Annotated in this window: 27 protein-coding genes and 1 pseudogene; 13 read left to right on the top strand and 15 right to left on the bottom strand. The window is 65.4% G+C overall.

Features of this window, described 5'->3' with window-relative positions; all coding sequences use genetic code 11:
• Window positions 1–250 (bottom strand): annotated as a pseudogene (locus VL15_RS21315) (sel1 repeat family protein); the annotation flags it as partial.
• Window positions 251–724: 474 nt separating this feature from the next.
• On the opposite strand from VL15_RS21315, the gene VL15_RS21310 reads away from it, so the two are divergent.
• Window positions 725–1,327 (top strand): TetR/AcrR family transcriptional regulator, encoded by a 603-nt coding sequence (locus VL15_RS21310; protein ID WP_048248283.1) that lies wholly within the window; start codon window positions 725–727, stop codon window positions 1,325–1,327.
• A 384-nt stretch (window positions 1,328–1,711) separates the two neighbouring features.
• On the opposite strand, the gene VL15_RS21305 is transcribed toward VL15_RS21310, so the two are convergent.
• Window positions 1,712–2,686: an alpha/beta fold hydrolase gene (locus VL15_RS21305; protein WP_080970904.1), complete on the bottom strand. Its 975-nt coding sequence runs from the start codon at window positions 2,684–2,686 to the stop codon at window positions 1,712–1,714.
• A 494-nt stretch (window positions 2,687–3,180) separates the two neighbouring features.
• Here VL15_RS21305 and VL15_RS21300 point away from each other — a divergent pair, with 494 nt between their 5' ends.
• From VL15_RS21300 to VL15_RS21285, 4 genes are all read left to right on the top strand, one after another.
• The gene (locus VL15_RS21300; RefSeq protein ID WP_048248281.1) at window positions 3,181–4,224 is read left to right on the top strand and encodes an alpha/beta fold hydrolase; all 1,044 of its coding nucleotides are present in this window, start codon (window positions 3,181–3,183) and stop codon (window positions 4,222–4,224) included.
• Window positions 4,224–4,760 carry a cytochrome P460 family protein gene (locus VL15_RS21295; protein ID WP_048248280.1) on the top strand — a complete coding sequence of 179 codons (537 nt, stop codon included), beginning with the start codon at window positions 4,224–4,226 and terminating at the stop codon, window positions 4,758–4,760. Before VL15_RS21300 ends, VL15_RS21295 begins: the two co-directional genes overlap by 1 nt.
• A gap of 282 nt (window positions 4,761–5,042) precedes the next feature.
• Entirely contained in the window at window positions 5,043–5,369 is a 327-nt protein-coding gene (locus VL15_RS21290; RefSeq protein ID WP_048248279.1) for a DUF4148 domain-containing protein, read from the top strand.
• An 83-nt stretch (window positions 5,370–5,452) separates the two neighbouring features.
• Entirely contained in the window at window positions 5,453–6,244 is a 792-nt protein-coding gene (locus VL15_RS21285) for an alpha/beta fold hydrolase (protein WP_048248278.1), read from the top strand.
• A 58-nt stretch (window positions 6,245–6,302) separates the two neighbouring features.
• Here VL15_RS21285 and VL15_RS39095 read toward each other — a convergent pair whose 3' ends face one another.
• Genes VL15_RS39095 through VL15_RS21275 form a run of 3 tightly spaced genes read right to left on the bottom strand, consistent with a single transcriptional unit; the run spans window position 6,303 to window position 8,237 of the window.
• A complete protein-coding gene (locus tag VL15_RS39095; protein ID WP_053077687.1) occupies window positions 6,303–6,911 on the bottom strand; it encodes a disulfide bond formation protein B in 609 nt (202 codons plus the stop codon).
• Window positions 6,912–6,923: 12 nt separating this feature from the next.
• On the bottom strand, window positions 6,924–7,100 hold the full coding sequence (locus tag VL15_RS42070) for a DUF5993 family protein (protein ID WP_155420270.1): 177 nt from the start codon (window positions 7,098–7,100) through the stop codon (window positions 6,924–6,926).
• A gap of 12 nt (window positions 7,101–7,112) precedes the next feature.
• Window positions 7,113–8,237, bottom strand: coding sequence for a TDT family transporter (locus VL15_RS21275; RefSeq protein ID WP_048248293.1), 1,125 nt, complete (start codon window positions 8,235–8,237; stop codon window positions 7,113–7,115).
• Between the two features lie 105 nt (window positions 8,238–8,342).
• Between VL15_RS21275 and VL15_RS21270 the strand changes: the two genes are divergently transcribed.
• Window positions 8,343–9,236 carry a LysR family transcriptional regulator gene (locus tag VL15_RS21270; RefSeq protein ID WP_048248277.1) on the top strand — a complete coding sequence of 298 codons (894 nt, stop codon included), beginning with the start codon at window positions 8,343–8,345 and terminating at the stop codon, window positions 9,234–9,236.
• Window positions 9,237–9,321: 85 nt separating this feature from the next.
• Here the strand turns inward: VL15_RS21270 and VL15_RS21265 are convergent, their stop codons facing one another.
• Window positions 9,322–9,681 carry a DUF4148 domain-containing protein gene (locus VL15_RS21265; protein WP_419188683.1) on the bottom strand — a complete coding sequence of 120 codons (360 nt, stop codon included), beginning with the start codon at window positions 9,679–9,681 and terminating at the stop codon, window positions 9,322–9,324.
• Between the two features lie 459 nt (window positions 9,682–10,140).
• On the opposite strand from VL15_RS21265, the gene VL15_RS21255 reads away from it, so the two are divergent.
• From VL15_RS21255 to VL15_RS21235, 5 genes are all read left to right on the top strand, one after another.
• Entirely contained in the window at window positions 10,141–10,611 is a 471-nt protein-coding gene (locus VL15_RS21255; RefSeq protein ID WP_048248275.1) for a rhodanese-like domain-containing protein, read from the top strand.
• 27 nt (window positions 10,612–10,638) lie between these two features.
• Complete coding sequence (epsC, locus tag VL15_RS21250) at window positions 10,639–11,577, top strand: serine O-acetyltransferase EpsC (RefSeq protein WP_048248274.1); 939 nt, start codon at window positions 10,639–10,641, stop codon at window positions 11,575–11,577.
• Between the two features lie 8 nt (window positions 11,578–11,585).
• Window positions 11,586–11,807 (top strand): helix-turn-helix domain-containing protein, encoded by a 222-nt coding sequence (locus VL15_RS21245; RefSeq protein ID WP_048248273.1) that lies wholly within the window; start codon window positions 11,586–11,588, stop codon window positions 11,805–11,807.
• A 138-nt stretch (window positions 11,808–11,945) separates the two neighbouring features.
• Window positions 11,946–12,878, top strand: a complete 933-nt coding sequence (locus tag VL15_RS21240) for a family 2A encapsulin nanocompartment shell protein (RefSeq protein ID WP_006479760.1) — start codon at window positions 11,946–11,948, stop codon at window positions 12,876–12,878.
• Complete coding sequence (locus VL15_RS21235) at window positions 12,853–14,853, top strand: family 2A encapsulin nanocompartment cargo protein cysteine desulfurase (RefSeq protein ID WP_048248272.1); 2,001 nt, start codon at window positions 12,853–12,855, stop codon at window positions 14,851–14,853. The genes VL15_RS21240 and VL15_RS21235 overlap by 26 nt, the downstream gene beginning before the upstream one ends.
• 57 nt (window positions 14,854–14,910) lie before the next feature.
• Here VL15_RS21235 and VL15_RS21230 read toward each other — a convergent pair whose 3' ends face one another.
• From VL15_RS21230 to VL15_RS21215, 4 genes are all read right to left on the bottom strand, one after another.
• A complete protein-coding gene (locus VL15_RS21230) occupies window positions 14,911–15,804 on the bottom strand; it encodes an acetylglutamate kinase (RefSeq protein WP_048248271.1) in 894 nt (297 codons plus the stop codon).
• A gap of 48 nt (window positions 15,805–15,852) precedes the next feature.
• On the bottom strand, window positions 15,853–16,374 hold the full coding sequence (locus tag VL15_RS21225) for a PTS sugar transporter subunit IIA (RefSeq protein WP_053077686.1): 522 nt from the start codon (window positions 16,372–16,374) through the stop codon (window positions 15,853–15,855).
• A 139-nt stretch (window positions 16,375–16,513) separates the two neighbouring features.
• Window positions 16,514–16,732 carry a hypothetical protein gene (locus VL15_RS21220; protein ID WP_230684496.1) on the bottom strand — a complete coding sequence of 73 codons (219 nt, stop codon included), beginning with the start codon at window positions 16,730–16,732 and terminating at the stop codon, window positions 16,514–16,516.
• 57 nt (window positions 16,733–16,789) lie between these two features.
• Entirely contained in the window at window positions 16,790–17,161 is a 372-nt protein-coding gene (locus VL15_RS21215; RefSeq protein WP_048248269.1) for a DUF6697 family protein, read from the bottom strand.
• 84 nt (window positions 17,162–17,245) lie between these two features.
• Between VL15_RS21215 and VL15_RS43600 the strand changes: the two genes are divergently transcribed.
• Entirely contained in the window at window positions 17,246–17,374 is a 129-nt protein-coding gene (locus VL15_RS43600; protein WP_268991215.1) for a hypothetical protein, read from the top strand.
• A gap of 206 nt (window positions 17,375–17,580) precedes the next feature.
• Here the strand turns inward: VL15_RS43600 and VL15_RS21210 are convergent, their stop codons facing one another.
• The 5 genes from VL15_RS21210 to VL15_RS21190 all read right to left on the bottom strand — a co-directional run bounded on the left by VL15_RS21210 (window position 17,581) and on the right by VL15_RS21190 (window position 22,777).
• The gene (locus VL15_RS21210) at window positions 17,581–18,933 is read right to left on the bottom strand and encodes a hypothetical protein (RefSeq protein ID WP_230684495.1); all 1,353 of its coding nucleotides are present in this window, start codon (window positions 18,931–18,933) and stop codon (window positions 17,581–17,583) included.
• A complete protein-coding gene (locus tag VL15_RS21205) occupies window positions 18,930–19,544 on the bottom strand; it encodes a LysE family translocator (RefSeq protein WP_048248267.1) in 615 nt (204 codons plus the stop codon). The genes VL15_RS21210 and VL15_RS21205 overlap by 4 nt, the downstream gene beginning before the upstream one ends.
• Window positions 19,545–19,720: 176 nt before the next feature.
• A complete protein-coding gene (groL, locus tag VL15_RS21200; RefSeq protein WP_048248266.1) occupies window positions 19,721–21,361 on the bottom strand; it encodes a chaperonin GroEL in 1,641 nt (546 codons plus the stop codon).
• Window positions 21,362–21,373: 12 nt separating this feature from the next.
• Entirely contained in the window at window positions 21,374–21,664 is a 291-nt protein-coding gene (gene groES, locus VL15_RS21195) for a co-chaperone GroES (RefSeq protein WP_048248265.1), read from the bottom strand.
• A 153-nt stretch (window positions 21,665–21,817) separates the two neighbouring features.
• Window positions 21,818–22,777 (bottom strand): LysR substrate-binding domain-containing protein, encoded by a 960-nt coding sequence (locus VL15_RS21190; protein WP_048248264.1) that lies wholly within the window; start codon window positions 22,775–22,777, stop codon window positions 21,818–21,820.
• A gap of 186 nt (window positions 22,778–22,963) precedes the next feature.
• Between VL15_RS21190 and VL15_RS21185 the strand changes: the two genes are divergently transcribed.
• Window positions 22,964–24,085, top strand: a complete 1,122-nt coding sequence (locus VL15_RS21185) for a M20 aminoacylase family protein (protein ID WP_419188684.1) — start codon at window positions 22,964–22,966, stop codon at window positions 24,083–24,085.
• Window positions 24,086–24,114 lie beyond the last annotated feature (29 nt).

The raw sequence follows: 24,114 nt of genomic DNA, 5'->3' as shown, positions 1-24,114 counted from the left end.
CGCGGAAATAACGCAGGCCGAGATCGTAGGCCGCCTTGGGCTGGGCCTTCGCGGCTTGCTTCAGCGCAACGATGCGCGGGTCTTCACGGTCTTCCGAATCGTCCCTTTTTTGATAGGAGACCTGATCTTTAGGGCGATCGGAACAACCGGTGTCGTCGCAGATCCGCACCGTGTTGCTGATGGTGGATGGATCCTGCGCGCAAGCGGCCAACAGCAACAGCAGCCCCGGTGCGAGTAAACGGCGATGCATTGTTACCTTCCTTGAGTTCTATTGGCGCCGCACTGCTTCGCGCTATCCCGCCTCGTGATCGCGTACCCGGTTTGCGAGCGGGACGGCGAATTTCATCCGCCAACGCCGACACGCGACCCAAAGCGCTCTCAGGTTCTTGTTTTGCCCTGCCATGTCGCTATAAGGTTTGACGCGCGAAAACGGGGCGGGCATCCGCACACTGCCCCGTCATTCGCCCAATTCCGCCGCGGCACCGTCAGGCACTGAATTCCTGTCCGAAAATCCGGATCTCTTAAAGCAATCGACATAAACTGGTATTTTCTAGTTTCAAATGATACATATCGGTCTACCTAAGAGTCAAGGTAACTTGCGAGTTTGTGTGACGGGCCCTGCTGGCCCGGCCGGGAGGCCGGTGGGGAGGGCGGACGTGACCGAGCGGTACGATGCTAGAATTACTCGTCCCGCGCAGTTGGAAGAATCAAGGAGGAACCGTTCGTGCGAGCCAGCAAACGCCAGTTAGTGGTGGACAAAGCTACCGAGCTGTTCTCGAAGCACGGTTTTCATCCGGTGGGCGTCGACTGGATCATCGACGATTCCCGCGTCGCCCGGATGACGCTGTATCGGCATTTCCCGAGCAAGGACGAACTCATCCGGGAAGTGCTGGTCCAGCGCTATGACCTGATCGTGTCCAGCATCGACGCGCAGTTGCTGCACGTCACCGATCCGGTTGAGCGCGTAAAGACGATCTTCGACTGGTACGAAGCCTGGTTCAATACGCCCGAATTTGCCGGGTGCCTGTTCGAGCGTGCGCTGGCTGAATTCGGCACGGCGTATCCGCCCATCTCGGATGTCGCGATCCGGTACCGCCGGAAAATGGTCGAATGGGTCGCCGAATTGCTCGCGGGCCTCGTGTCTCCCGACACGGCAAAACGACTGGCGGCCGTCTACATGATGTTGCTGGATGGTGCGACCGTCGACGCCAGGGCGTTCAACGACGCCGCGTCCGCGGCGCGCGCGTGGCAAGCCGCGAAAGCCCTTCTCGAACAGGCGATGCACGCCGAGGATGCGCTTGCGGACTACGATACGCACCGCGCGTGACGGGGCAATCATCGAACTGATCCCGCAGGCGTACCGCGACAATCTGTTCGATCGGAAAGCGCTTCCGTTTCACGGCTGACCACCTCCTGGCGCAGGGAAAAACTCTCCGCAAGATTCGCTCCAGAATCTATCAGGATTCCTGAGTCAGATCAGCGTGCCGGCATCAACCACCCAATACGAATTCCCCATCTCGTGAACTGGACAGCGTGCCTGCCAGGTGTCCATCGCTGAGCTGCGTTGGATGGACACGAGGCGATCAGCACCTTCCGATCTTCGAAATGCTGAAGGCGATGGGGCCGCTGACCGACTCGATCCCCGGAGCCGGCCGTCGCGCAGCAGGGCATTGACTGCCGGCACCTCGATTCCATGATCGCTGCACGGGATTCACGTGGGTTCGTGCTGTCGGCGGAGCAGCACGCTTTCGAGCCACGCATCGATATCGTGTTGAACGAGATCCTTGTTGTGGTCGTTCAATATTTCATGCCGGTCGCCGGGATAGAACCGGTATGTCAGCGCCAGATGCCCCTGGCGCATGTAACGGGCAATCAGCGCCTGGATCGAAATCGTGTGTTCGCCTACCGGATCGTGGGTGCCGGCGATCACCAGAACCGGCAGGTCCACGGGAATGCTCGATTCATGCTCGGGGATCCACAGGTTACGGAAGCCGTCGAGCACGGAGTACAGCATGCTGTTGGAAAACGGCTTGCCGCAGAGTTCGTCGTCCAGAAAGCGCTGTACCTCGGCCGGGTCCGCCGTCATCCATTCGCAGCCGGTCGACGGTTGCCCCTGATGCACGAACGGCGCGTTGAATGCTTGCAGCACTTTGCCGAACAGCATCGCGGGTTGGTTGCCGTCGGCAGAACGCGCTACGACGCCGAGTTGCGCGAGCGTGTCGTCGTCAACACCGGGCAATGCGCCCAGTGTGCCGCAGAGTACCGCGCCGGCCAGAAGAGAACCGTGGTTCTGGATGTGCGCTTGCGTGAGTGCGGAGCCCATGCTGTGGCCGAACGCAATCAAGGGCAGGTCGGGAAACTGCGTCCCGATCAGGCGGGATAGCTGGGCGATGTCGCTCGTCATGTCGGCCCACGCCGTGAGCCCGGCTTGCCCCAATGCGGCGGCCCCGGCGGTATGACCATGTCCGCGCAGATCAAGCGCGAAGACGACGTAGTGTCGAGCCGCCAGATAGCGGGCGAGCCGATCGTAGCGGCCGCCATGTTCGCAGATCCCGTGAGTGATCTGCACGGTCGCCCGCGGTGTCTCGTTGGCCGGCGGTGCCCATTTCCGGATAAAGATCCTGGCGCCATCCACGTCTGACGAGAATGACGATTCTTCGTACCGGCAATCGGTTGATGCGGTCATGTCGGAGACTCCGTTTCACATTTGGGTGGAGAGGCTGTCGAGCGTGTGCATGTCTCGTGTTTTCGGAGCGACCGTGAAATAGCGGCCTCGCGCTCGCGAAAACAGGCGGGATGGTACGTCTCGGGCGAGCATATCAGGAACGTGGGCCGGAGAATGGCGAAACCTGAGATTAACGACTGTTGATGGGTAATTGGCGTTAGATGTGTATGTTTTCCATTGTGATTCGTTGGGTATTTTATTGACGAGAGGTTTGCCGATGCGTCAGGCGACTCGCGCCTGTTACGTCGCTTCTCGCGCGATTTTTGAATCGCTGTGTGTCGTGTTCGCACACGGATACGTTGCGATACAAAGCATCCGGACGGTTCGGATATAAAACCGGTGAAGCGTTTCACACGGCGGCGCGGTGCCACGCGCCGCCGCTGCGAACGGCGAACCCTGAGCGCCTGCCCGTGCCGCGGGCCCCTTCCTTAACGATCGACAATGGAGAACGAGTCATGCCTGATACCGTGAACACCCGCCGCCGCCTGATCCTGGGCACGACGCTGGCGAGCCTGAGCCTCGCCGACCTCGGGTTCGGCGACCTGGCGCGCGCGCAGTCGGCGCCCGCTGCACCGGCTGCGCCGCGCGCGGCCGGCGTCGCGTCGCTGGGGACGATCCACCAGATCGACGCGGGCGTGCTCAACGTCGGGTATGCGGATCTCGGGCCGAAGAAGGGCCCCGTCGTGTTCCTGCTGCACGGCTGGCCGTACGACATCTATAGCTACGCGGAAGTCGCGCCGCTGCTCGTGGCGGCCGGTTATCGCGTGATCGTGCCGTACCTGCGCGGCTACGGCTCGACGACGTTCCGCTCGGCCGACACGGTGCGCAACGGGCAGCAGGCCGTGACGGCCGTCGACATCGTCGCGCTGATGGATGCGCTGAAGATCGACCGCGCGGTGTTCGGCGGCTACGACTGGGGCGCGCGCACGGCCGACATCATCGCGGCGATGTGGCCGCAGCGCGTGAAGGCGCTGGTGTCGGTGAGCGGCTACCTGATCGGCAGCCAGGAGGCGAACCGCAAGCCGCTGCTGCCGCAGGCGGAGTTCCAGTGGTGGTATCAGTTCTACTTCACGACCGAGCGCGGCGCGCTCGGCTACGCGGCGAATCGCGATGCGTTCAACAAGCTGATCTGGCAGCTTGCTTCGCCGAAGTGGCAGTTCTCCGACGAAACCTACGCGCGCTCGGCCGTGTCGTTCCAGAACCCCGATCACGTGGCCGTCGTGATCCACAACTACCGCTGGCGCCTCGGGCTCGCGAAGGGCGAAGCGCAATACGACGACATCGAGCGGCGTCTTGCCGCCGGGCCGGCGATTACCGTGCCGACGATCACGATGGAAGGCGACGCGAACGGCGCGCCGCATCCGGAACCGGCCGCGTACGCGAAGAAGTTCACGGGCAAGTACCAGCACCGGACGATCACCGGTGGCATTGGCCACAACCTGCCGCAGGAAGCGCCGCAGGCGTTCGCCGATGCGATCCTGCAAGTGGAGCATCTGTGATGCGGGCTGGTGGTGGCATCCTGCGTCGCGGCATGGGCCGCACGCTCGTCGCGGGCGCGCTGCTGGCCGGCACGTTGTCGGCGAGCGGCCCGGCCGCGTTCGCGGAGCAGCCGAACCCCGCTGCTTCGCCGATCTACGGCGTGACGATTCCGCCCGGCTACCGGAAGTGGGAAATGGTCGCGCCGGCCGAAGAGGCCGCGCCGCTCGACGAGCTGCGCGTGGTGCTCGGCAACCCCGTTGCGATCCGCGCGCTCGAACAGGCGACGCTGCCGTTCCCCGACGGCACGATCCTCGTGAAGCTCGCGTACAAGCGCAAGCAGTCCGACGAGTTCGCGCCGGCGACGGTGCCCGGCCAGGCGACGACCGTGCAGGTGATGGTGAAGGACTCGCGCCGATATGCCGCGACGGGCGGCTGGGGTTTCGGGCGCTTCATCAACGGCGTGCCGGCCGATATCGGCCAGCATCAGACGTGCTTTGCGTGTCACCAGGCGCGTGTGAAGAACCACGACTATGTGTTCACGCGGTTGGCGCCGTGACGTGATGCGGCATCGCGGGTTCGATGCAACGAAAGGCGTGCCGCGTGAGGCACGCCTTTTTTCATGGTGCGCGACCGTCGATGAACGTATCGGCATGCGGGTTTGTATCGCACTGTATCTGCGGCCGTTCCGGAAAAACTGGCATGCAGAAAGCACCGGTTTCGGAAACATGCCGGATACGTGGGCGGGTTCTACTGTCGACATGCAGCAAACATTCGGTGCCAGACGTCTGCATCGGATGCCAAGTGATCGACACCCCAACTTTCGTCAAGGAGCATGCTCATGAAAACCGCCCGTATCCTCGCCGTTGCCGTCCTCGCCGCCATCCCCGCATTGTCGTTCGCCGATACCGGCCACGGCATGACGCGCGCCGACGTGCGCGCCGAACTGGTCCGCCTCGAACAGGCCGGCTACAACCCGGCCCGCAGCGAACCGCATTACCCGGAAGACGTCATCGCCGCCACACAGCGGGTCGCGCGTTCCGACCAGAACGGCCCGTCGAAGTCGCAAGGTGACAACGTGGCCGATGCTTCGACGCCGAGCCATCGCGATGCGGCGCGGGCGCGCTCCGCGCAGAACGCCGCCGACGACCTGTACGCGCATTCGTGATGCGCTGCTGCGCCTGCCGCATGTGCGGGCGCAGCCCCTACCGCAGCATTGTCAAACAACACAACAGAGCAAGGAGCAATACGATGACCGGTTCGATGAAACGGGTTCTGGTATTCGCCGCGGTGATCGGCGGATTGTTCGGTGCGGTTGCGGTGCAGGCCGCGCCGAAGGATGACCTGAAGGGCACGAATGTCGTGCTCGTGCATGGCGCGTTTGCCGACGGGTCGAGCTGGAACCGCGTGATTCCGCTGCTTGAGGCGCGCGGGCTGCATGTGGTGTCGGTGCAGAATCCGCTGAGCTCGCTCGCCGACGATGCGGCCGCAACGAAGCGCACGATCGACGAGCAGAAGGGGCCGGTCGTGCTGGTCGGTCATTCGTGGGCCGGTGTCGTGATCAGCGACGCGGGCAACGACGACAAGGTGAAGTCGCTCGTCTATGTTGCGGCGTTCGCGCCCGACGATGGCCAGTCGATCGCCGACGTCACGCAGGGGCTGCCGGCGCCCGCATGGGCCGGCGAACTGCGCAAGGATGCGGGCGGGTTCACGCGGCTGTCGGACAAGGCGATCGCACAGGATTTCGCGCCGGACCTGCCGCCCGCGCAGCAACGCATCGTCGCGGCGACCCAGGGGCCGTGGTACGGCGGTTGCATTTCGGAGAAGGTCGCGCAAGCCGCGTGGCATGCGAAGCCGTCGTCGTTCGTCGTCGCGACGCAGGACCGGATGATCGATCCGAAGCTGCAGGAAACGATGGCGAAGCGGATCGGCGCAACGGTCACGCGCGTGAACGGCAGCCATGTCGCGATGCTGAGCCAGCCGAAGGCCGTGGCCGACGCGATCATCGCGGCCGCGGAACGCGCAAAGCAGGATACGCAGTAAGCGGATGCCGCGCCGCCGTCGTGCGGCGATGTCGACCGGCCGGCGCGGCACCCGATCGTCATTGACGACAGCTCATCGGACCCGTGCCGGCGGGGGCTTCCGGATCGCCGCAGTACAGCAGGTGATAGTGCTGCGGATCGCTATAGAGTGCGTGGAAACCTGTTTCGACGAACACGGATGCCAGGTTCCCGATCACCAGGGCCGCGAACAACCCGACCGCGAGCTTGACGAACGGCGACCGCCCCGCATCGCGGGACCGTGCCACACCGACGTGAATCGACTGCAGGCGCGTCTGGAACGCAAGCATCAGCACGCAATAGATGATGCTTGCGGTCAGTGCGACATAGGACGCGGTGTACATGTGCATGCCCAGAATCGCACCGCCGTAGGGCGGGGTGCCGGGCAACACGTGCAGGAACATCTGCATCAACCCGATCAGGCTGCCGACCAGCGCACCGACTGCGCTCAACGCGTAATTGGCGGGAGAAGGATTGCGGCTCCACACGTTCAACAGCAGTCCCGCACCGAGCAGCATGAACGCGACCCGCTGGAGATTGCAGAGCGAGCACGGCAGTTCACCGTGCGCCAGCTGGAAGTAGAACGCGACGAGCAGCACCGCATTGACGCCGTACAGCGCCAGCAAATCGATCAGGCGATTGGCTTTCATTTTTTTGACCTCTTACCAGGAGCCGTAGGTGGCGAACTGCGGAATGTGATGCGATCCGTGATGAATGGCCCATACCGCGACCAGTAGCGTGGTCAGCCACCACGTCGCGCCAGCGGCCCTGTCGCGCCCCAGCAAGGACAGCAGGAGCGCCACGGCGGCGGACAGGAATGGAATGAATCCGATGAACATGATCGACCTCGATTAATTGGAAACTGTCGCCAGGCAAGGCGCATGAAACAGGCTGCCGTGCACCATCCCGCGGCATGTGCGCACGATCACCATGGCCCACAAGCCGCCAAGCAACACGGCGAGCAACGTGCCGAATACGGCGAACCCCTCAAAACCCGTCGCGTGATACAGGCTCAGCGACGCGGCGGTAAAAACCCCCAGCGGAAACGTGAAACCCCACCAGCCGAGATTGAACGGCAGTCCTTCGCGGCAGTAGCGCATCGTGAAGAGCACGGCGCAGGCAAGCCACCAGAGACCGGCGCTCCAGAGCAGAAGGCCGCCGACAATGCCGAAGTCCCGCGCCAGCACCGCCACGCTGGCCAACGGCGTACCGGCGAACGCAACAGGCGCGGCCTGACCGAGCGTCAGCAGACCGAGCGCGCCGGTACCGATCGGGCCGAGCGTCAACCAGCTCGACGGACCGAGGTCGCGGTGCGGCAACTTATGGATGACAAGCCGGAAGAACACGAGCGTCAGAATCGCGAACGCGAGCGGGACCGAGATGGCCCACAGCACGTACCCCGCGCCGATCAGCAGCCGGGCCTGCGCACCGACGAAATGCGGCGCGAGGGTGGCCGCGCTCGACGCCGCCACTTCCGGTGCGACGATCGGCAGCAGCAGGACCGCGGTCAGGCGTTCGAACGTGTGCCCCTGCTCGGTGAACATCATGAACGGCACGCCGATCGCGACGACGACCGACAGCAGCGCATCGAAACACCACAACGCATAAGCAAGCGTATTGGCCTCGGCGTGCCCGCCCGTGAACAGGACGATGCCGTTGATGATCGGCACGAGACCCATCGGCACCGCGCCGAGAAACATCGACTGGACCGGATGGTGCAGCAGCGGCCGAATCGTTTCCGGGAACCGGATCGCCCGCGCGGTCAACATCGCGGCAAACGCGAGATACAGCACGATGTCGATGGCCCACAACGCCGATGCCAGTGCCCGCTGCCCGCTGAAGTGAAGCGGTAGTCCGGCGAGCACCAGCGACACGATGCCGTTTCCCATCGTCATCGCGAACCAGTTGGGCGTGAATTGCCGGATTCGTTCGGACAGGCCACGCGGCGCGCCGATGGTCGAGTTGGTCTTGGTCATTTGATTCTCCGTGTCGAAGAACTGCATGACTGGATTCTAGGGAGCGGCTTTGTATAATAAAAATACATCGTTTAGATGCTTCCTATATCACGATCATATACGTCGATGAACTTCACTCACTTGGCCGCGTTTCACGCGGTTGTCGAAACCGGCAGCGTTACGGCGGCGTCCGAAAGACTGCACGTCAGCCAGCCCGCGCTCACACGCGAGATTCGGGAGCTCGAGGAACGGCTGGGCGTGACGCTGTTCGACCGCATGCCGCGCGGCATGCGGCCCACGGAAGCGGGCCGACTCCTCGCCGAATATGCCGCCCAGATTTTTTCGCTGGCCGATGTTGCCGAGGCGGCGGTCGGCGAGTTCGCCGGTCTCACGAGAGGTCAGCTCGGCATCGGGTCGAGCCGGACCATCGGCGTGTATCTGCTGCCGGCCGTGCTGGACGCATTCCGCACGCGCTATCCGGGCATCACGGTCGATCTCAGGATTTCGAACAGCGAGAACATCGAAAACGCCGTTCTCAACAGCGAGCGCCAGATCGGCATGATCGAAGGGCCTTACGACAACACCGCATTCGATGCAGCCGTCATTGGTCGGGATGCACTGATCGCGGTCGCCGCGCCGACGCACCCACTGGCACGCAAACGGCAATTGACCGCCGATGCAATCGGAACAGCGGAGCTGGTCATGCGCGAACCCGGTTCGGGAACGCGCACGGTCGTCGAGCAGGCCTACGCGCAGCGAGGGTTGACGTTGGCGCCGAAGCTGTCGGTCGGCAGCGCCGAGGCGATCAAGCAGCTGGTGAGGCTCGGCAATGCGATCGCGTGGGTCTCGCGTAGCACCGTCACCGAAGAACTCTCGTCCGGTGCGTTGGTACAACTGCCCGTCAAGGACCTCAAGATCGAGCGCAATCTCTGCATGATCTGGCGCAAGGGCGGCAGCTTGAGCCCGAGCGCGCACGCGTTTCGCGAACTTGCCACGGACGTGTTCAAGCGTTCGCGGTGACGTATACGGCAGTGCCCGAGTCGAGTCGCCGCATCTGCAGCGTTCCAGCTCGGGATATCGCGGCGCGGATCGCCCGCGCGGCCCGTCAACGACCGGCCTGGACTGCGCCATGCTGCTGCGCGGCGGCCTGAGCCGCGACCCTCGCTTCGGCGGCCTGGATGTCGTCCGGATAGTGTGGATCGTCGCCCGCCGCGGGCTGGTAGCCTGCCTGTTCGAGGCGCACGAGGTCGGCGATGACTTCGGCACGGGTCAAGGGCGCCGAAGTCGTATTCGCGAAGCTAGCAGTGGCGCTGGTCAGCGCGGCAGCAGCCAGTGCGAAACAAATGAGCGATTTCATATTCTTCTCCTGATAGCGTAAAAAATGGACGCGCGCTGATACGGGCGCCGCGGTCGCAGGCAAAGCGATTGTCACGAATGAAATGCCGATGCAAAGCCGGTTTTTCATATCGGTATCCTTAATAAAGCAACGCGGAAAGCGAACTGAACCGGATCCATCGCGTTCGAGCGCGGAGATCAAACCATGCACGCGTTGAACGCTTCGCCTGTCTGGAACACCGTCAATCGTGTCGGCGGGGCAATGTCGATATCTTGGGCCGAGACGCCATAGATGAAAAATATATCGTTGATATCGATTTGATGCGTTCTTGATATATGAGTGCTGACGCGAGCCGTGCAATCACTTCGATGCAGGTTCGCCGTGGCGACGAACTGCATCAATCGGCCCGATAGCGCACAACCGCGATAGCAATTCATTCGGCGCTGATTAGGAAATGAATTTTTATTGGTTCTGCCTGCCCGGCCGCACTCGCATAGTGGGGCTGACGGCTATAGACAGCACGCAAGCTGCAACGGCCGCATTCCCGGTGTTTTTGTTCATACGAATCCACGAAAACAAGGAAGTGTCATGACGGTTGCATTGGAACAACGAACCGCAGCGCAGCAGGCGCTCGAAGACGCCCGCGCGGCGGCCGCATCGGCCGGCACGCCCTACGCGGGCGGCGTGGCGCCGGAAGCCGCGTGGGCGCTGTTCTCGGCGGGCGACGCGCTGCTGGTGGATGTGCGCACGGCCGAAGAACGGAAATTCGTCGGCCACGTGCCGGCGTCGCTGCATGTGCCGTGGGCGACCGGCACGAGCCTGACGCGCAACCCGCGCTTCGTCCGCGAACTGGAAGCGAAGACCGGAAAGGACGCGGTGGTGCTGTTGCTGTGCCGCAGCGGCAACCGGTCCGCGCAGGCGGCCGAAGCCGCGGCGAAGGGCGGTTTCACGCAGGTATTCAATGTGCTCGAAGGGTTCGAGGGCGACCTCGACGAGCGGCAGCATCGCGGCGGCAGCAACGGCTGGCGTTTTCGCGGCCTGCCGTGGGCGCAGGACTGATTCACGGCCGAAACGGGAGAAGGCATCATGGCCGCATTCGAAATCGACGACATCGTTCAGTCGCTGCAAACCGTGCGCCGCGCGTGGCGTGAGAAGCAGCGCCGCTCGCTCGAACCGGGCGGGCGCGACCTGCCGGCGCGCGAGGCGCTCGCGCAGATTCTCGGCGCGCTGAAAGGCGTGCTGTTTCCGATGCGTCTCGGGCCGCCCGACCTGCGCCAGGAGAGCGAGAACTTCCACGTGGCGCATGCGCTCGACGCGGCGCTGAACGCGCTGCTCGCGCAGGTGACGCTCGAGTTGCGCTATGCGGCGCGCCAGCGCAACGCCGACGGCACGATCGATCCGGTCGACGACTCCGCGTCGACGGCCGTGCAGGCGTTCGCCGCGCGGCTGCCCGAGATTCGCCGGCTGCTCGACAGCGACGTGCTCGCCGCTTTCCACGGCGATCCGGCGGCTGGCAGCGTCGACGAGGTGCTGCTGTGCTACCCGGGCATCCTCGCGATGATCCACCACCGGCTCGCGCACGAGCTGTACCGGCTCGGCCTGCCGCTGCTCGCGCGGATCATCGCCGAGCAGGCGCATGCGGAGACGGGCATCGACATTCATCCGGGCGCGCGTATCGGCGCGGGTTTCTTCATCGACCACGGCACGGGTGTCGTGATCGGCGAAACGGCGATCATCGGCGAACGCGTGCGCGTGTACCAGGCCGTCACGCTCGGTGCGAAGCGTTTCCCGCGCGATGCGGCCGGCCATCTGGAGAAAGGGCTCGCGCGCCATCCGATCGTCGAGGACGACGTGGTGATCTATGCGGGCGCAACGATCCTCGGCCGCGTGACGATCGGGCGCGGCGCGGTGATCGGCGGCAACGTATGGCTCACGCAGGACGTGCCGGCCGGCGAGAACGTCACGCAGGCCGTGCTGCGCAGCGAAGCGAACGCCGCGCCGCGTGCGGCGGCGCGTGTCGCATAGGAGCCGCGATGAGCGACTTCATCCATCGGTTCGGCGCCAACGTGCGCAAGCTGCGCGAAGCGCGCACGTGGTCGCAGGAGCAGCTCGCCGAGCATGCGGGGCTGAACCGCTCGTATGTCGGCGAGATCGAGCGCGGCGAGGCGATCGCGTCGATCGTCACGGCCGACAAGATCGCGCGCGCGTTCGACGTGTCGATCTCGACGCTGCTGCCCGGTGCGTACGTCACCTGAGGCCGCCTCGTTTCGTTTCCCTTTCGGTTGTGCGCGACCTGACGGCTATAGCATGTTGAGCCGGCAGGGGCGTGCTTCCGATAATCACCTCGCGTCATAAGCAATCCCGTTTTTCATCTTAAGAACCCGGAGCCACACATGTCGACCGTTGCAAGCGGCACGGCCGCGCTGAGCGATCACGCCGCCCGCCAACTAGCGAACGCTACCAAGACCGTCCCCCAGCTTTCCACGATCACGCCGCGCTGGCTGACCCACCTGCTGCAATGGGTGCCGGTCGAGGCCGGCATCTATCGGCTGAACCAGGTGAAGAACCCGGAAGCCGTGCGCGCCGCGTGCACGCAGCTCGAGGACGAAAGCGTTCTGCCGCAGACCTTCGTGCCGTACGAGGAACAGCCGCGCGAATACTTCCTGAACGCGGTGAGCACGGTACTCGACGTGCATACGCGGATCTCCGATCTTTACAGCAGTCCTCACGACCAGATCAAGGAGCAGCTGCGCCTGACGATCGAGACGATCAAGGAGCTGCAGGAAAGCCAGCTGATCAACAACCCCGACTACGGGCTGCTGGCCAACGTGACCGACGAACAGCGGATCTTCCCGCTGACGGGCGCGCCGACGCCGGACGACCTCGACGAGCTGCTGACCAAGGTGTGGAAGGAGCCCGCGTTCTTCCTCACGCACCCGCTCGCGATCGCCGCGTTCGGCCGCGAATGCACGCGACGCGGCGTGCCGCCGCCGACGGTCAGCCTGTTCGGCTCGCAGTTCCTCACGTGGCGCGGCATTCCGCTGATTCCGTCGGACAAGGTGCCGGTCGCGGACGGCAAGACCAAGATCCTGCTGTTGCGCGTCGGCGACAAGCGGCAGGGCGTCGTCGGCCTGTATCAGCCGGGCGTCGCGGGCGAGCAGGGGCCGGGCCTGTCGGTGCGTTTCATGGGGATCAACAACCAGGCGATCGCGTCGTACCTGATCTCGCTGTATTGCTCGCTCGCGGTCCATTCGCCGGATGCGCTGGCTGTCCTCGATGACGTCGAAATCGCCAAGTTCCATGACTATCCCGACACCTACCGTTAATCCCGGCCTGGCCGGCGGCGACGCGCTCGCGCTGCCGCACGCGCCGTTGCCGGCCGGGTTGCCCGACCCCGCGACACTCGCGCGACTCGCGTCCGAGTTCTTCGCGACACCGCCCGGGCAAGCCACGGCGCCCGGACTGTCGGCGGGCAGCGGCGCGGTCGGCGGCGTGCCGTCGGCGCTGCCGGCTGCCGCGCCGATCCTCGCGTCGGTGAGCAACCCGGCGCCCGCCGGCTCGCCGCTCGCGGGGCCGGGCGGCACGGGCACCGGCGTGCCGGGTCTCGCGCTGCCGCAGGGCAAGGCGGCCGGCACGAACCTCGCGCCGTCCGCGCCGACGCACGTGCTGTCGCTCGGCAATCGCGTGCCCGCGCTCGCGCCGCATGCGGCCGCGCAGAACGGGCTGCCGGACAACGTCGTGTCGATCGCACCCGCGCTCGAACCGCGCATCGGCGGCGCGGCGCTTGGCGTGCCGCAGACGAATGCGGCGGCGTCGGAAGGTGCCGTGAAGCCGTCGCCGTACTACTTCACCGACGGTTCGCTGCAGGGCTGGCAGGCTACGCCGCAGGACATCGTCGTGCCGTCGAACGGCCTCGCGTCGCCGGAAGCGTTCGGGTTGCCAGGCGACGCTGCGCTGCGCGACCTGCTCGCCGTCCATCGCGCCGCGCCGGTTTCGCGCGCATCGGGCGCGGATGTGTCGCGTTACTTCATCGACGATGCGCACGCGGTCGAGCCGCAAGGCAACCTGCATCGTGGCGCGCACCCGCCGTTCGACGTAAACGCGATCCGCCGCGATTTCCCGATCCTGCAGGAGCGCGTGAACGGCAAGCAGCTCGTGTGGTTCGACAACGCGGCGACCACGCACAAGCCGCAGGCCGTGATCGATCGCCTCGCGTATTTCTATGCGCACGAGAACTCGAACATCCACCGTGCGGCGCATGCGCTGGCCGGCCGCGCGACGGATGCTTACGAGCATGCGCGGGAAACGGTGCAGCGCTTCATCGGTGCAGCGTCGCCGGACGAGATCGTGTTCGTGCGCGGCACGACCGAGGCGATCAACCTGATCGCGAAGACGTGGGGCGTGCAGAACGTCGGCGAAGGCGACGAGATCATCGTGTCGAACCTCGAGCATCACGCGAACATCGTGCCGTGGCAGCAGCTCGCCGCGCAGCAGGGGGCGACGCTGCGCGTGATTCCGGTCGACGATTCGGGGCAGGTGCTGCTTGAGGAATACCGGAAGCTGCTCAACGACCGCACGAAGATCGTGTCCGTCACGCAGGTGTCGAACGCGCTCGGCACGGTCGTGCCGGTGAAGGAGATCGTCGAGCTCGCGCATCGGGCGGGCGCGAAGGCGCTGGTCGATGGTGCGCAGTCGATCTCGCACATGCGCGTCGACGTGCAGGCGCTCGACGCGGATTTCTTCGTGTTCTCCGGGCACAAGATCTACGGACCGACAGGCATCGGCGTCGTGTACGGCAAGCGTGCGATCCTCGACGACATGCCGCCGTGGCAAGGCGGCGGCAACATGATCGCGGACGTGACGTTCGAGCGCACGGTGTTCCAGCCGCCGCCGAACCGGTTCGAGGCCGGTACCGGCAACATCGCGGATGCGGTCGGGCTTGGCGCCGCGCTCGACTACGTGAGCCGCGTCGGCATCGAGAACATCGCGCGTTACGAGCACGACCTGCTCGCGTATGCGACGAGCGTGCTCGCGCCGGTGCCGGGCGTGCGGCTCGTCGGCACCGCGCGCGACAAGGCGAGCGTACTGTCGTTCGTGCTGAAGGGCTATGAGACCGAGGAAGTCGGGCAGGCGCTGAACGAAGAGGGCATCGCGGTGCGCTCGGGGCATCACTGCGCGCAGCCGATCCTGCGGCGTTTCGGGCTCGAGGCAACGGTGCGGCCGTCGCTCGCGTTTTACAACACGTGCGACGAGGTCGATGCGCTTGTACGTGTGGTGCGGCGTCTCGCGACACGGCGTTGATGTTGCTCGCTTGCGGCGGCCCTCGCGGGTTGCCGCAAGCGCTTTCCTGCTACCCGATCAGAAACGCACGACCTGCTTCTGCTCGACCGTGAAGCCGTCGCGCAGCACGCACGCGGAATCGGCGAAGTAGCGGCGGGTTTCCGACAACAGGTCGGTGTTGCCGCGACGGCAGAACACCACACCCGACCCTTCCTCCGTCAGCAGTTCGTCGATCAGCGATTCGGGTTGCCCGATATCGGCGAGATGGACGTTCTGCACGCCGTGCGCGAGTGCATCGAGCGCTTCCCGCACGCAGGGTGCCGCATCGGCGGCCGGATGCTCGGTGAGCCATTGCTCGAGTTCGGTGATGCCGTACAGCCCCGCGAGTTCGCCGAGTTCGCGCAGCAGCGCGCTGTCGACCATCATTACCAGCGTCACCGCGCCGGTGCGCTGCGCGAAGAGGCTGCCGAGTTGGTCCGGGCGCAGCAGACGGTCCTCACCGGCGTCATCCGGTGCGATGGGCATCACGACGGGCACCAGCCCGTTTCCGAGAAACGCGTTCAACGCGGTGCCGTCGAATTGTGCGACCGGGCTCGTGTTCGTCTGGTCGGATTCGGCGCCGGCCACCAGCAGGCCGCCGTCGTGACCGTCGATGCCGATTGCCTTGACGCCATGGCTGCCGATCAGGCGAACGAGTTCGTGGTTGACCTCGGCCATTGCGGCGCATGCGGCCTGGACGGACTGCGTGCCGGGCGCGGACGGTCCGCCCTGGACGACGATCGGACGAACGCCGGTCAGCGCGAGCAGCGCGACATCCTGCGCGAACGCCTGGCGAAAACGCGCATCGCGCGCGGCGCCGCCATCGACGATAACGACAGTCTGCCCGTGCAGGGCCTGCATGAACGGCAGCGAGCGAGCCAGTCCGGCCACGCGCCGTGACGAAAGGGTGGGACTTTCAGGGTCTGGGAACATGAGATGTCGAAAGAATGAAGAGAGTGCCTGTCGCCGCACGGTGCGGCATCAGTGCGTGCGTTGCATGAGCCGGTGAATCTCGTCGGGCGTCAGCGCGTCGCGCGACGCCTGCCGGAACACGCGATCGCTGAAACACCGTGCCGCGTCGGCGAGCAGTTCGAGGTGCGCGCGGTCGTCTTCTTTCGGCAGGACCAGCACGATGAATTCGCGCACGGGCTTGCGGTCCGGCGCGTTGAACGTGAACGGGTACAGCGCGCGAACGAACAGCGCGGCGGCCGAGCCGAGTCCGTCGACTCGTGCGTGCGGAATCGCGACGCCCTGGCCGAGGCCGGTCGAGCCGAGCTGTTCGCGTTTCGTCAGCTCGGTCCTGATCCGGTCCGCGGAAACCCCGCTGCTGCGCGCGATGTAGCGCGCGGCGAGGTCGAACAACTGGATCGCACTCTCGACCGGCACGTCGAGCAGGATGTTGTCCGGCGAACACGCGTCGGCCAGCCGGGTCGCGAGCGGCGTGCCGCCGCGCCGGTGGGGAAGGTCGGGTTGGCCGCCGACGGCGGCCTGCTGCGTTTGCATGCGGATCTCTCCGTGTCGGGATGACAGGGAAATCCTAGACAAAACCGCGTAAAGAGGGTGTTAGATACGCGGGGGCCCGGCATTAAAATTGTGTATCGATCGCGGCATGGCTTGCACCACGCGCTTGATACGAACGTCTTCAGGTGCCCGACAGCACGAACGGCAGCGTCGTCAGCAGAAAGACCGAGATGCCGACGACCGGCGCACCGAACGCGATCGCCGCGAACGCCACCGCGGCACTGGTCAGCACGAGTGTCCGCGACACCCGGCGGTGCCGGTCGTGTGCCGTCGCCCTGTCTTCGCGGATGGCATCGGCCCGCGCGCCGATCACGTGTTTCCAGAACGTCAAGCCAAGCATGATTGCTCCTGTATGAAAGACGACCGAGACGGGCGCGCGATGCGCCGTGCATGCGTATCAGCAACGCTTGAGCTTGAGCACGCGCGAGATCTGCCCGGACGTGAAGCCGCTGTTGCGCACGTAAGGCGCGCAGTCGAGCGGCGCCGTGAGTGATTCGCTGACGACGTACTGGCCGACAAAGCGGAATGCATCCGTTTCCATCTTGATGAACACCGGAATCGCGTCGCGTTGCGCGGCGAGCGTCCTGCCGGCCGATCGCGCGGACGCGCTGCCGTCGCAGAGGATCACGTCGGGTGCGTGCGGGTTGAGGTCCGTGCGCAGGCACGCGGCGACGACCTTGCCGTTCCTGGTCGGCAGGAATGCCTGTTTGTTGCCGCCGCATGCGGTGTGGATGAATTCGCGCGTGTACTGCTTGTCGATCTCGAACATGACCGGACTCCCGTATCGGAAATTTCCGTGAGTAAACTCAGGTATGCAAAGTAATTGGACCGGTTCGGCATGCCGGATGCGGGCATGCGATCGGTCATCGCCGATAAGGCGGATCGATGGCGCGTCGTTGCACGGATGTGCCGCACGCAGTCGCTTGAGCGCACGATGCGCGATTACCGCATCGACGTCGTGTTCAAGCGTGCGCGGGAATGACTACGGCGCGCACCGCCCGCCTGTCGGCAGGACGGTGGCTCGGGAAAAATGAGACGCAGGCGTCCTGCCTGTCAGGCAGAAAAGCAACTCGGAGGGCGAGGACTTCGGATGCGCATGGTGCGTGCTCGGTGAGGGATGGCGAACACATTCTAGTGAACGCACGCGCGGCCGCAAGTAAAAAGGTCGTAAAGGTGTGAGGATGCCCTTTACGTGCACTGCCAGAGGTGCGCGCTGGTGCGGCACGGCGCACACCAGAACGTGTAGTTCGCGCCGCCGCTGCCCCACAGCCATTCGCCGCCATCCGCTTGCGGCAGGTCGGAATCGAGCTGCATCACGAAGCGCATTTTGCGTCCGCAATCCGGACAGTCGGGATACCACGCCGACTGCACCCACGACGGCGCGCCGCCGACGCGGCTCAGGTTCTGGCGGTCGTTCGACTCGCCCCAATCTTGCCAGGCCCAACGTGCCGGTGCGGCAAAGAGTGTTACGTCGGCTTCCAAGAAGGCGGCTGCCGCATAGTCCGGCTGGAGGGCGGCGTCACGTTGCTGTGACGGGGGGGCGTACGCGTTGCCGGTGTCGTCGTGCCGGTGGAACAGCGGACCGTCGCTTTCCCAGCCGAGACAGGACAAGCAGGTGTCGAACGAAACGGGCGTCGTGCTGTCGATGCCAGCTTCAACTGGTTGCGGTAGCGTCAGCAACCGGTGCAGCGGCTCATGACACAGGCCACATCGATGCGTCGACATGCCGCCGAAGCGTGCGCCGGACCGACGCGATTCGCCCGCGTGCCAGGTTCGATGATTGGCATGAATCTCGCGTTTCCACTTCGGCATGTCGCGGAGAATTGGCGCACGCAGTGTCGGACCGAAGTCGATGTGCAGCGGTGACTCGCCATGCAAGGCGCGCAACGTGTCGTGTTCCTGCGCATAGCCGGCGGACATGAGCCAGTTGACGGTATTTTGCGGATCGTTCGGGAACAGCCGGGCCGCTGAGTCGTGAATCGCCACCGGGTCTCGCGAATGGAGAAGCGCGGTGGCCCGTTCGCACGCGGAGATGTCTCGGGCCGGGTCGTCGGCAAGCCGGCCGCGCCATGCGTCGATCGTCGCCGAGTCGAGCGCCCGCCACGCGCTTTCCGCACAATACAGGGACGGCGACTGTTTCGTACGAACCACGTCGAGGAGCGCATCCCAGTGACCGGCGAATACATGCGGCGACTGTAGCGCGACGCTCGATAGCACGCGCGCGAGCCGGTCGTTCCACGCACCGTCGCGGACCCGTCGCCACGTTTCGGCTGCGACATTGGCGAAAGAGGCGTCGTCCATCAGGTCGAGCGCGGCATCGAGGAAGGTCGCGTGCGGCAACGTGCGATCGAACGACGCGATCACAAGATCGGCGAGAGCGGCGGGGTTGTCGCGCCGAAGTACCAGCACCTGCGCCATCGGATCGTTGCCGGTCCAGCCGAGGCGTTCGTAGTCATCGAGAATGGTTTGTGCTGTTGGCATGGCGGATAAGCGGAGAAGATTCGAAGAGGCGCACGCGCGCGCGGAGCGCTGACGGATCAACGCCCCGCGAGCATCCGCCCGCCGACGCCCATCAGCAGCAGGCCGGCCGTCGTATCGAGCACGGCCTTGCGTCGAACCAGCAGCCGGCGCACCGACGGATGCGACGCGAGCAGCGCCATCGCGCAATACCACGTGGCCGAGATCGCGATCGACAGCGCGACGACCGAGACATCGAGCCATGCCGGCGCATGGGCCGGCACCATCAGTGCGAAGATGCTGCCGTAGAACGCGACGGATTTCGGGTTCGTCATGCTGACGACGTAGCCCTTCTTCGCGGCGTTCCAGTCGGTGGTCGTCGCCGGCGCGGAAGCCGGCAACGGCTTGCGCGCGGTCAGGATTATTTTCAGGCCGAGCCAGATCAGGTAGGCGGCGCCGGCAAGCCGCAGCGCGGTGTGCACCCACGCGACGTGGGTCACGAGCAGGCTCAGCCCGGCGATCGCGATCGCCGCCCAGGTGCCGGACGCGGCGGCCAGACCGAGCCCGGTCATCACGCCGGCGCGGCGCGATACGACGGCGGTCGACGTGACGATCACGAAATTCGGGCCGGGGCTGGCGACGCTCAGCAGCAGGACGCCGGCGAGCGGCAGAAGCGTGTTGACGGTGGTCGACATGGCGTGGAGAGCGGCGTGGCGGAACGGGCTTTCATCTTACCCGAGCGCGGCGACGGGCCTGTGCGCCGCAATATGCCGTCGATCCAACGAAAAAACGCGTGACGACTGCCGTCGCCACGCGTTGCACGTTTCCACAAGGCCGCGCGCATACCGGCGAACCGGCGCGCGGCGCGGCGTCAGAAATCGAAGCCTGGCCCACCCGCACCCGGCCCGCCCGGCCCCGCGACCGGCGCCGCATCCTTCGGCGCTTCGAACACGGTCGCATCGGTCGTCAGCAGCAGCCCGGCCACCGACGCCGCGTTCTGCAGCGCCGTGCGCGTGACCTTGGTCGGATCGAGCACGCCCGATTCGACGAGGTCGCCGTACTCGCCGGTCTGCGCGTTGTACCCGAAGTTGCCCGAGCCTTCCGCGACCTTCGCGACGACGACGCTCGCTTCCTCGCCCGCGTTCGCGACGATCTGGCGCAGCGGTTCCTCGAGCGCGCGCAGCACGATCTTGATGCCTGCGTCCTGATCGGCGTTCACGCCCTTCAGTTCGCGGATCGCCTGCCGCACGCGGATCAGCGCGACACCGCCGCCCGGCACGATGCCTTCCTCGACGGCCGCGCGCGTTGCGTGCAGCGCGTCGTCGACGCGATCCTTCTTTTCCTTCACCTCGATCTCGGTCGCACCGCCGACCTTGATCACCGCGACGCCGCCCGCGAGCTTCGCGACGCGTTCCTGCAGTTTTTCGCGGTCGTAGTCGGACGTCGCTTCTTCGATCTGCACGCGGATCTGCTTCACGCGCGCCTCGATGTTTTTCGCATCGCCCGCGCCGTCGATCACGGTCGTGTTCTCCTTGCCGACCTCGATGCGCTTCGCGTGGCCGAGTTCGGCGAGCGTCGCCTTCTCGAGCGTCAGCCCGGTTTCCTCGGCGATGACCTGCCCGCCGGTGAGGATCGCGATGTCTTCGAGCAGCGCCTTGCGGCGGTCGCCGAAGCCCGGCGCCTTGACGGCAACCGTCTTCAGGATCCCGCGGATGTTGTTCACGACGAGCGTCGCGAGCGCTTCGCCTTCGACATCTTCCGCAATGATCAGCAGCGGCCGGCCCGATTTCGCGACCTGTTCGAGCACCGGCAGCAGGTCGCGGATGTTCGAGATCTTCTTGTCGTGCAGCAGGATGTACGGGTTCTCGATCTCGGCGATCTGCTTGTCGGGATTGTTGATGAAGTACGGCGACAGGTAGCCGCGATCGAACTGCAGCCCCTCGACGACGTCGAGCTCGTCGGCGAGCGACTTGCCGTCCTCGACGGTGATCACGCCTTCCTTGCCGACGCGGTCGATTGCTTCGGCGATGCGCTGGCCGATCGATTCCTCGCCGTTCGCGGAGATCGTCGCGACCTGCGCGATTTCCTTGCTCGTGGTGGTCGGCTTGCTGATCTTCTTCAGTTCCTCGACGGCCGCCACGACGGCCTTGTCGATGCCGCGCTTCAGGTCGAGCGGGTTGAGCCCGGCCGCGACGTATTTCTGGCCTTCGCGCACGATCGCCTGTGCAAGCACGGTGGCCGTGGTCGTACCGTCGCCGGCTGCGTCGCTGGTGCGCGACGCAACTTCCTTCACGAGTTGCGCGCCGATGTTCTGAAGCTTGTCCGCGAGTTCGATTTCCTTCGCGACCGACACGCCGTCCTTCGTGACGACCGGCGCGCCGAAGCTGCGCTCGAGCACGACGTTGCGGCCCTTCGGCCCGAGCGTGACCTTCACCGCGTTCGCGAGAATGTTCACGCCTTCGGTCAGCTTCGAACGTGCGACGTCGCTGAAAATGATTTCCTTGGCTGCCATGATTGCGCTCCGTTATTGATTGACGACGGCGACGATGTCTTCCTCGCGCAGCACGAGGAACTCATTGCCGTCCACCTTGACGGCCTGACCCGCGTACTTGCCGAACAGCACGCGCTCGCCGACCTGCAGGTCGAGCACGATGCGCTGGCCGTCCGCGTCCTTGCGGCCGGGGCCGACGGCGATGACTTCGCCCTGGTCGGGCTTTTCCGCGGCGCTGTCGGGGATCACGATGCCCGACGCGGTGGTGGTTTCCTGGTCGAGTCGTTTGACGATGACGCGGTCGTGCAAGGGGCGTAGGCTCATCTCTTCGTCCTGTCCTGTTCTGTCGAAATTGGCTGGCACTCTTCATCAGAGAGTGCTGACGAGTATAGAAACGAGCCGCGGCGCGATCCAATAACGGATTCGGAAATGCATTTGCGCGAATGCGCTATGGACGGGAGACGGGCGGGGCCGCCGTCAGATCAGCAGCGATACCGTTCTGAACAGTGCGAGATCTTCCTTGCGCGCGGATCGCGCATGACGGCGGATCACGTGCAGCAGGCAGTCGATGAAGCAGCGTGCCGCATCGCTCAGCGTGCTGCTGCGGCGTGTGACGATGCCGAGGTCGCGCGGCTCGAAGGTCTCCTTCAACTGCAACGCACGCATCCGGTCGCCGAACGGCGGCACGGCGGCGAGAATCGTCGGGCACCACGTGCACATGTCGGCCTGCTCGAGCATCGTCTGCAGCATCGCGACCGATTGCGCGCGCACGATGCGCCGCTCGTCGATCTGCGCGCCGTGGCGCGTGAACAGGTAATCGACGAGTGCGGCCTGCCCGTCGGCCGCGAAATTCAGCACCCAGTCCCGGTCGAGCAGGTCGTGGATCGACCGAGCGCGTTCGCACGGATGGCCGGCCCGCACCATGACCGAAGTCTCGTAGCGCAGCATCGGCTCGAACGCGAATTCCTGCGTGCCGCCCGGCTGCACGTGGCCGAGCGCGAAGTCCATGCTGCCGTCGCGCAACAGCGGCTGTGCGACGGCCATCAGCGCTTCGTAGAGTTCGAGGCGCACGTCGGGCATCTGCGCGCGAAACCGCAGCACGGCCTCCGCGAGGAACGTCACCGTGAGCCACGGCGTCACGCCGATGCTCAGCCGGCCCTCGACGCGGCCGCGCATGCGTTCGAGATCGCTTTGTGCGTGTTCGAGCTGCTTCAGCACGAGTTTCGCGTGCGTGAGCAGCGTTTTGCCGTATTCGGTGAAGCCGATCCCTTCCGGCGCGCGCACGAGCAGCGGCAGCCGCTCGCTCGCCTCCAGCTCGCGCAGTGCGCGCGTGACGGCCGCCTGCGACAACCCGAGCGTACGCGCCGCGCCGCGGATGCTCCCGGCCTCCGCGCTCGCGACGAGCGCCTGCAACTGATGCAGCTTGATCGTGCTCATGGTGCGATACCCGACAACGAAAAGTTGTCATCATAACGAAACCGCGGCTGTTCGCCGGGATTTTCGCTGCATACGATTCGGCCACGATCGGTCATCCGGGCGATCGGCAAGCGGAACACGTATCGAGGAGAATCGGGGTTGGACCACGAACACATTCCATTGGAAATGGCGGCCATCGAGACGGAGATGATTGCGCTGCGCCACCGGCTGCACGCGCATCCCGAACTCGGTTTCGAGGAACACGCGACCAGCGAACTCGTGGCCGATTGCCTGACAACGTGGGGTTATCGGGTGACGCGCGGGCTCGGCGGCACGGGTGTGGTCGGCACACTGACGCGCGGCACCGGGAAGCGGCTCGGGCTGCGCGCGGACATGGACGCGCTGCCGATTCGCGAGACCACCGGGCTGCCGCATGCGAGCCGGCGCGACGGCGTGATGCACGCGTGCGGCCACGATGGTCATACGGCGATGCTGCTGGCGGCGGCCCGCTGTCTTGCGGAACGCGCGCGCTTCGCGGGCACGCTGAACGTGATTTTCCAGCCGGCCGAGGAAGGGCTCGGCGGCGCGAAGCGGATGATCGACGACGGCCTGTTCACGCAGTTCCCGTGCGACGCCGTGTTCGCGATGCATAACGTGCCGGGCCTGCCGGCCGGCGTGCTCGGCTTCTGCGATGGCCCGGCGATGGCGTCGGCCGACGAGGTGCGCGTGCGCGTGATCGGGCACGGCGGGCATGGCGCCGCGCCGCACACGACGATCGATCCGGTGGTGGTGTGCGCATCGATCGTGATGGCGTTGCAGACGGTGGTGTCGCGCAACGTGAATCCGCAGGAACTGGCGATCGTCTCGACCGGCTCGATCCATGCGGGCACCGCATCGAACGTGATTCCGCCGCATGCGGAGCTCGAACTCAGCGTGCGCGCGTTGTCGCCGGACGTGCGCGCGCTGCTCGAGCGGCGCATCCGCGCGATCGTGCACGGGCAGGCCGCGAGCTACGGCGCGACGGCCGAGATCGACTATCGATACGGTTACCCGGTGCTCGTCAATCACACGGCGGAAACGGCCTTTGCGCGCGACGTGGCCCGCGAATGGGGCGGCGATGCGGCGCTGATTCCGCATCTGCGGCCGATCGCGGCGAGCGAAGACTTCGCATTCATGCTCGAGGCTTGCCCGGGCAGCTACCTGTCGATCGGCAACGGCGACGGTGCAGCCGGATGCGGGCTGCATCACCCGGGCTACGACTTCAACGATGCGTGCCTCGCGACCGGCGCGAGCTACTGGATCGCGCTTGCGGAGCGATACCTCGCGTGATGCGGCCGCACGATTTCGGTTCACGAACT

It is taken from the genome of Burkholderia cepacia, assembly GCF_001039005.1.
In the GTDB taxonomy this organism is placed as follows: Bacteria; Pseudomonadota; Gammaproteobacteria; order Burkholderiales; family Burkholderiaceae; genus Burkholderia; species Burkholderia theae.
The sequence above is the reverse complement of the archived record's forward strand: the minus strand, read 5'-3'. Positions and strand labels throughout refer to the sequence as shown.

Coding starts and splice junctions, on each gene's coding strand:
- VL15_RS21295 (WP_048248280.1), top strand. CDS start 4,224: ATGCGGGCTGGTGGTGGCATCCTGCGTCGCGGCATGGGCCGCACGCTC.
- VL15_RS21215 (WP_048248269.1), bottom strand. CDS start 17,161: ATGTTCGAGATCGACAAGCAGTACACGCGCGAATTCATCCACACCGCA.
- VL15_RS21185 (WP_419188684.1), top strand. CDS start 22,964: ATGATTGCGCTGCGCCACCGGCTGCACGCGCATCCCGAACTCGGTTTC.
- VL15_RS21305 (WP_080970904.1), bottom strand. CDS start 2,686: ATGACCGCATCAACCGATTGCCGGTACGAAGAATCGTCATTCTCGTCA.
- VL15_RS21265 (WP_419188683.1), bottom strand. CDS start 9,681: ATGAAAAACCGGCTTTGCATCGGCATTTCATTCGTGACAATCGCTTTG.
- VL15_RS39095 (WP_053077687.1), bottom strand. CDS start 6,911: ATGAAAGCCAATCGCCTGATCGATTTGCTGGCGCTGTACGGCGTCAAT.
- VL15_RS21235 (WP_048248272.1), top strand. CDS start 12,853: ATGACTATCCCGACACCTACCGTTAATCCCGGCCTGGCCGGCGGCGAC.
- VL15_RS21230 (WP_048248271.1), bottom strand. CDS start 15,804: ATGTTCCCAGACCCTGAAAGTCCCACCCTTTCGTCACGGCGCGTGGCC.
- VL15_RS21255 (WP_048248275.1), top strand. CDS start 10,141: ATGACGGTTGCATTGGAACAACGAACCGCAGCGCAGCAGGCGCTCGAA.
- VL15_RS21220 (WP_230684496.1), bottom strand. CDS start 16,732: ATGCTTGGCTTGACGTTCTGGAAACACGTGATCGGCGCGCGGGCCGAT.
- groES (WP_048248265.1), bottom strand. CDS start 21,664: ATGAGCCTACGCCCCTTGCACGACCGCGTCATCGTCAAACGACTCGAC.
- VL15_RS21190 (WP_048248264.1), bottom strand. CDS start 22,777: ATGAGCACGATCAAGCTGCATCAGTTGCAGGCGCTCGTCGCGAGCGCG.
- VL15_RS43600 (WP_268991215.1), top strand. CDS start 17,246: ATGCGATCGGTCATCGCCGATAAGGCGGATCGATGGCGCGTCGTTGCA.
- VL15_RS42070 (WP_155420270.1), bottom strand. CDS start 7,100: ATGTTCATCGGATTCATTCCATTCCTGTCCGCCGCCGTGGCGCTCCTG.
- VL15_RS21290 (WP_048248279.1), top strand. CDS start 5,043: ATGAAAACCGCCCGTATCCTCGCCGTTGCCGTCCTCGCCGCCATCCCC.
- VL15_RS21270 (WP_048248277.1), top strand. CDS start 8,343: ATGAACTTCACTCACTTGGCCGCGTTTCACGCGGTTGTCGAAACCGGC.
- VL15_RS21225 (WP_053077686.1), bottom strand. CDS start 16,374: ATGCAAACGCAGCAGGCCGCCGTCGGCGGCCAACCCGACCTTCCCCAC.
- epsC (WP_048248274.1), top strand. CDS start 10,639: ATGGCCGCATTCGAAATCGACGACATCGTTCAGTCGCTGCAAACCGTG.
- groL (WP_048248266.1), bottom strand. CDS start 21,361: ATGGCAGCCAAGGAAATCATTTTCAGCGACGTCGCACGTTCGAAGCTG.
- VL15_RS21245 (WP_048248273.1), top strand. CDS start 11,586: ATGAGCGACTTCATCCATCGGTTCGGCGCCAACGTGCGCAAGCTGCGC.
- VL15_RS21240 (WP_006479760.1), top strand. CDS start 11,946: ATGTCGACCGTTGCAAGCGGCACGGCCGCGCTGAGCGATCACGCCGCC.
- VL15_RS21300 (WP_048248281.1), top strand. CDS start 3,181: ATGCCTGATACCGTGAACACCCGCCGCCGCCTGATCCTGGGCACGACG.
- VL15_RS21205 (WP_048248267.1), bottom strand. CDS start 19,544: ATGTCGACCACCGTCAACACGCTTCTGCCGCTCGCCGGCGTCCTGCTG.
- VL15_RS21275 (WP_048248293.1), bottom strand. CDS start 8,237: ATGACCAAGACCAACTCGACCATCGGCGCGCCGCGTGGCCTGTCCGAA.
- VL15_RS21285 (WP_048248278.1), top strand. CDS start 5,453: ATGACCGGTTCGATGAAACGGGTTCTGGTATTCGCCGCGGTGATCGGC.